This is a genomic window from Acidiphilium sp., from assembly GCF_049977125.1.
Taxonomy (GTDB): domain Bacteria; phylum Pseudomonadota; class Alphaproteobacteria; order Acetobacterales; family Acetobacteraceae; genus Acidiphilium.
The window spans coordinates 1-4225 of the sequence record NZ_JBMFGY010000202.1 but is presented as its reverse complement, the minus strand read 5'-3'; the positions used below and the strand labels follow the sequence as shown (position 1 = coordinate 4225).

5 protein-coding genes are annotated in these 4225 nt (G+C 56.9%); all 5 read left to right on the top strand.

The features are described 5' to 3' along the window. Nucleotides 1–229: 229 nt before the first annotated feature. The 5 genes from ACP5E6_RS16665 (at nucleotide 230) to ACP5E6_RS16645 (ending at nucleotide 3904) form a co-directional block, all read left to right on the top strand. Nucleotides 230–880, top strand: coding sequence for a hypothetical protein (locus ACP5E6_RS16665; protein ID WP_427956033.1), 651 nt, complete (start codon nucleotides 230–232; stop codon nucleotides 878–880). Nucleotides 881–962: 82 nt separating this feature from the next. After that, the gene (locus ACP5E6_RS16660; protein ID WP_427956032.1) at nucleotides 963–1817 is read left to right on the top strand and encodes a hypothetical protein; all 855 of its coding nucleotides are present in this window, start codon (nucleotides 963–965) and stop codon (nucleotides 1815–1817) included. Then, nucleotides 1810–2568 (top strand): hypothetical protein, encoded by a 759-nt coding sequence (locus tag ACP5E6_RS16655; RefSeq protein WP_427956029.1) that lies wholly within the window; start codon nucleotides 1810–1812, stop codon nucleotides 2566–2568. The genes ACP5E6_RS16660 and ACP5E6_RS16655 overlap by 8 nt, the downstream gene beginning before the upstream one ends. Nucleotides 2569–2632: 64 nt before the next feature. Beyond that, nucleotides 2633–3121 carry a hypothetical protein gene (locus ACP5E6_RS16650; protein WP_427956027.1) on the top strand — a complete coding sequence of 163 codons (489 nt, stop codon included), beginning with the start codon at nucleotides 2633–2635 and terminating at the stop codon, nucleotides 3119–3121. Between the two features lie 255 nt (nucleotides 3122–3376). Next, nucleotides 3377–3904, top strand: coding sequence for a transglycosylase SLT domain-containing protein (locus ACP5E6_RS16645; RefSeq protein ID WP_427956025.1), 528 nt, complete (start codon nucleotides 3377–3379; stop codon nucleotides 3902–3904). Nucleotides 3905–4225 lie beyond the last annotated feature (321 nt).

Here is a 4225-nt window from a genome sequence, read left to right as displayed (position 1 = left end):
TTTACTGATCACTTCGCGCCCGGCGAGGGTGCATTGGTGTATGAGGAAAAAAGGGGAAGTCGGAAGATCTCGGAAGATGGGCTGAAGAAGGGTGTAGAAAGAGGGTGACACGCCGGAAAATGGGTGTAGAATAGATGAACAGTGTCGGTGAATGTCAGAATATCGGCTTGGTACACTATAACGCTTTGCTTGTAGACTAGGATTAGTCAAAAATAGCTGGAATTGTTTGATGGATAAACGCACTACAAAGGCAAGAAGAGCGACAAACCCTAACGACAGAGCTATGGCTTATGGAACCCGTGCAATTTCGCGCGCGACGCTCTCACGTATCACATCTCTTTCACCTTTTCACCGGTTTCTATTACTCAATCACGACATGATTCTAGATGCCGCAGAAGGTCGAAAAATAGACTGGAAAGGTTTTCTTGCGCAGCCCGAGATCGCGGCTCTCGATTTACGGGATGGGAATGGGAATCGGATTTCCGAAGGGCGGGCGAGCCGAATCTGGTGGGAGGTCCGAAAATATTATCAGACGCACAACGAAGCGCAGACTGCTGATACTAAGAGCGGTGAGCGACCGATTGTCGAGACTAAGTTTTCGAATGCTGGTGAAAGCCGGGGCGGGACAGCGGGCAGACAAACCGGCAATCCGGTTGTGCGAAGTGGTGCCGTCGTCCCGGTTGGGCCAACTGGGACGCGTCCGAGTGCTGAAGCGGTTGCCGAGGTTGAGTTGCTGCCCTCGATCGAGGAAACACTCGATCAGTTGGCTGCGATGGAGTTCAAGCGACACGGAGTCCGACCAAACAAACTGATCAAAGACATCAGGGCAGAGATTGCGGCGATATCGCAGAAAAGTGATCAAGACCCGCCGGAAAACTAAAAAAAAGCATTTGGAGTGGCGATAGCGTTTCGCAGGCTCCTCCCAGAGGCGGTCGATTGGCGACCGTCCATGGGAGAGTGTTATGCTGTATTTTGAACCTGAAGGCTTGTCGGGAGGCGTCGCCGGAACCGGACGTCCTACTGGAACTCAACCCGTCCTGATGATCGCCGTCGGTCGAGGGCGTGTCGGGAAGACCACCATCCTCAACATCCTTGGCCAGTATTTCCGGAAGCGCAATGCGAAGCTGGCTCTATGGAATGTGGATCCCCATACCCAGTCAGGATCGCTGAGCGAATTCTTCGATAATGTCGAGGAGCCTAGCCACGGCGGGCTGTCGGATCGGGGCAAATGGCTTGAAGCGAAGATCGCCGAGCAGGGCGAGGTGGGCTATGACGCCCTTCTCGATGTAGGCGGCGGAGATTTGATCCTCTCGCGGATGGCGGACTCGATCAATCTGAACCGGGTAACCGCAAAGATGGGCATCAAGCTGGTGATGATCCATGTGCTCGGCACGGATCGGGGCGATCTCGATCATTTCAGCACAAACTGGGCGAGCAAGATCGCCGGGTGTCCGACGATACTCGTCATGAATGCCGGGCTGCTCGATCCGGAAGCGTCGCCGTTTACGGAATTGCGGCATGTGTTTGAAAACGAGATGATCGTGAAGGCGCACCAAGCCGGTGCACGTTCCTTCATTCTGCCGCTGCTTGGCTGCATGAAAGAGGTGGTCGACCGCCGGATTTCGTTTGATGACGCTGGAGATGGGATAGTTCCGATTGGAGTACGGCCGATCTCCGCATTCGATCAGGAGCGGGTCTACCTGTGGTGGAATGAGGAAGTCGCGCCGCTGATCGAACGGCTGCCTCGCGAGTGGCTTCCACGGATTCCGGATGCTGGTCCGACCGGTGCGTCAAGCGAGGAGGCAACCGATGCCTAATATCATCTGGAATCCGAACCAAGCCCGGCAAGATGCCGACCGGCGAGCTCGCGCCGAACAGCTTGCTGCGGCGAGGGAGGCCGTTAAGACGTGCATCACAAAAATGGACGAACTGGAAGCTGCGGCAAAGACGTGGCGGGTGCGTCCTGATCACGCTGAGGGTATCTATTTAAGGACGTCCTTGGCGTCTCAGCGCGCAATCGTCGAATTGATGTCAACGATTCCGGCGCTGATCGAGGGACTGGAGCAGAGTGGCGAGGCGCTGCTGCAGGAGATGCGCAACGAGGCGGCGAAAATGTATGAGTCGATACTCGTCTTCAGGCGGCTCATTGGTACTCTGCAAGAGGATAACGAGAGCGGCAATCTGCTCGGTGCGGATCGGGCGGTGAACCAAGCGGTTCGGACGCTGGTGTCGCAGCTGAGTGATGCGATGCGCAAGATCGTCCAGCCTCCGCCCCGGCGCGAGTTCAAGATCGAGCGGTCTTGGTGGATTGCGGCGTCGGTGGTGGCTGGGTTGGTCGCCTTGTATTCGGTGAGCACCATCATGGCGAACCGGAATGCGACTTTGGAGCATATCCTCGATTATGGGCTGGTGAGGTGTGAGCATAATCGGGCATTCGGGAAGGGCCATCAGATTTATTGTCCATTGAGTAATTTTGCCAGCGCCAAGTGGCCGGGTTCGGAGGCTTTAGTCCGCGAGATTGAAGCAAATATCAATAAGAAACCGGAATATGGCGGGATGCGATTTTAGGCTTTGCACTGGCGATAGCGTCTGAAAAAACAGGGTTGTCCAATCCAACAAGGGAGTAAAAGTGATGGGCAGGCTAGGTTTCAGCGCCGCTATTGCGGCGATCGTCGTGAGCGTCGGTTACGCTTACGGGCAGGTTTCACCGCAGCCGGGGCAGGTGATGTCCCGGCAGCAGCTGGAGCAGCTGCAGAAGGAGTCGGATCAGCGGCTGCGTGCCGCTCCGCTCAACCTCTCTCATTCGGGGCCGATCGCGCCGATGCCGAACCCGAAGGTTTATCCGATCAAAGGGTTCTGGGTGTGCAAGGATTTGAAGTCTTTCGAGCCGATTTACGCCAAACCAAATGTCCACTCGCGGATCGTGGCGCGATCGATGTGGTTTGAGGCAGTTGGAGGTGCCTACACGCATGGATTCGCGCGGGTTTTAGTGAACAAGAATCTGATCGGCTACATTCCCCTCAAGTATGTGTCACCGTTTCATGATCCGTATGCACCATCGGTGACTTGTCAGGTGATGGGCGTGCAAGCAAACGGCATTCCAGCCATGAACCTTCATTGAGAGGGTGCCATGAGCAGGAGAGTGAGAACGTACGTTTTGGTTGGTCTGGCTGAGTCGGCGGGGGCGCTGCTTTCGATCGGGCTGGCCATGGCGCAGAATGTGGCACCGATGCCGCAAGCCCCGGCGGAGGTTGTTCCGGTATTTCAGTTTCCGGGGATACCGGCATTTTCGATGGGCTCAAGTGCCCCTCTGCCTACGGGGACCGGAAGTGGGACAGGGACCGGATCGGGGTCTGGTTCATCGAGCAGCAATGTGATGGCTGAGCTGATGGCGACACCTTACGGGCAGGCGGCGCTTGCGGCGGCGCAAGCGGAAGGCCTGAATCCGACGACGATGGCAGCGATCGCCGAGGTCGAGAGCCATTTTCAGAATATCGGTGACACCAGCGGCACAACGTCTGCGTTCGGTCCTTGGCAGGTGGAAAGTGGTACGTGGACGACGACATGTCAGCAGTTTGGGTTGCCTTACACGCTGGCGGATATGTCGAACCCGCAGGATGAGGCGGTGGTGGCGGCGGATACGATGGTTTCTTTTGCGAATAGTGTTGAAGCCGCTACCGGTTCACCGCCAACAATTGACCAGATGTATGGCGCGTATGTCTTTGGTCCGCAGGTTGGCGCTCCTTTGGCGACAGTTAAGGATTTGAGCGAGCCATTGGCGCAGGTGGTTCCGGCTGTCGACATCTCAAACAATAACTTGCAGGGCATGACGATCGGCGGTTTTTATTCTGTCATGAACCAGCGGATGGGGGGTGTTGGCGATCAACCTGTGTTCAACGGCTGAGCGTTATGATCGGGGGGTGATCCGGACTCTCGATGATCCAGCCTCACCGCGCCGCCAGGCGCGGGGGTGCCGGGGTATAGCGGGCGAAGCCCGCTGGCCCCGTATGCGCGCTTTTGCGCGCTGCTTACGTTTATGCGGCGTGGAATTAGTTGTGCCGATGAACGCAAACGGGCGGCGCTGAGGCCGCTCGTATCCCGTCATGGTTGGTGGAAGGGTGGGGCGGCGAGTGCCGCCCCGTGGTGGTGTCAGTGTGTCACTCGCATCTTCTTCCACCATGCGATGCGGTCGTCTCGGCTGGCATTGGCCAGTTTCAAGAGGATG

Coding starts and splice junctions, on each gene's coding strand:
- ACP5E6_RS16665 (WP_427956033.1), top strand. CDS start 230: ATGGATAAACGCACTACAAAGGCAAGAAGAGCGACAAACCCTAACGAC.
- ACP5E6_RS16660 (WP_427956032.1), top strand. CDS start 963: ATGCTGTATTTTGAACCTGAAGGCTTGTCGGGAGGCGTCGCCGGAACC.
- ACP5E6_RS16655 (WP_427956029.1), top strand. CDS start 1,810: ATGCCTAATATCATCTGGAATCCGAACCAAGCCCGGCAAGATGCCGAC.
- ACP5E6_RS16650 (WP_427956027.1), top strand. CDS start 2,633: ATGGGCAGGCTAGGTTTCAGCGCCGCTATTGCGGCGATCGTCGTGAGC.
- ACP5E6_RS16645 (WP_427956025.1), top strand. CDS start 3,377: ATGGCTGAGCTGATGGCGACACCTTACGGGCAGGCGGCGCTTGCGGCG.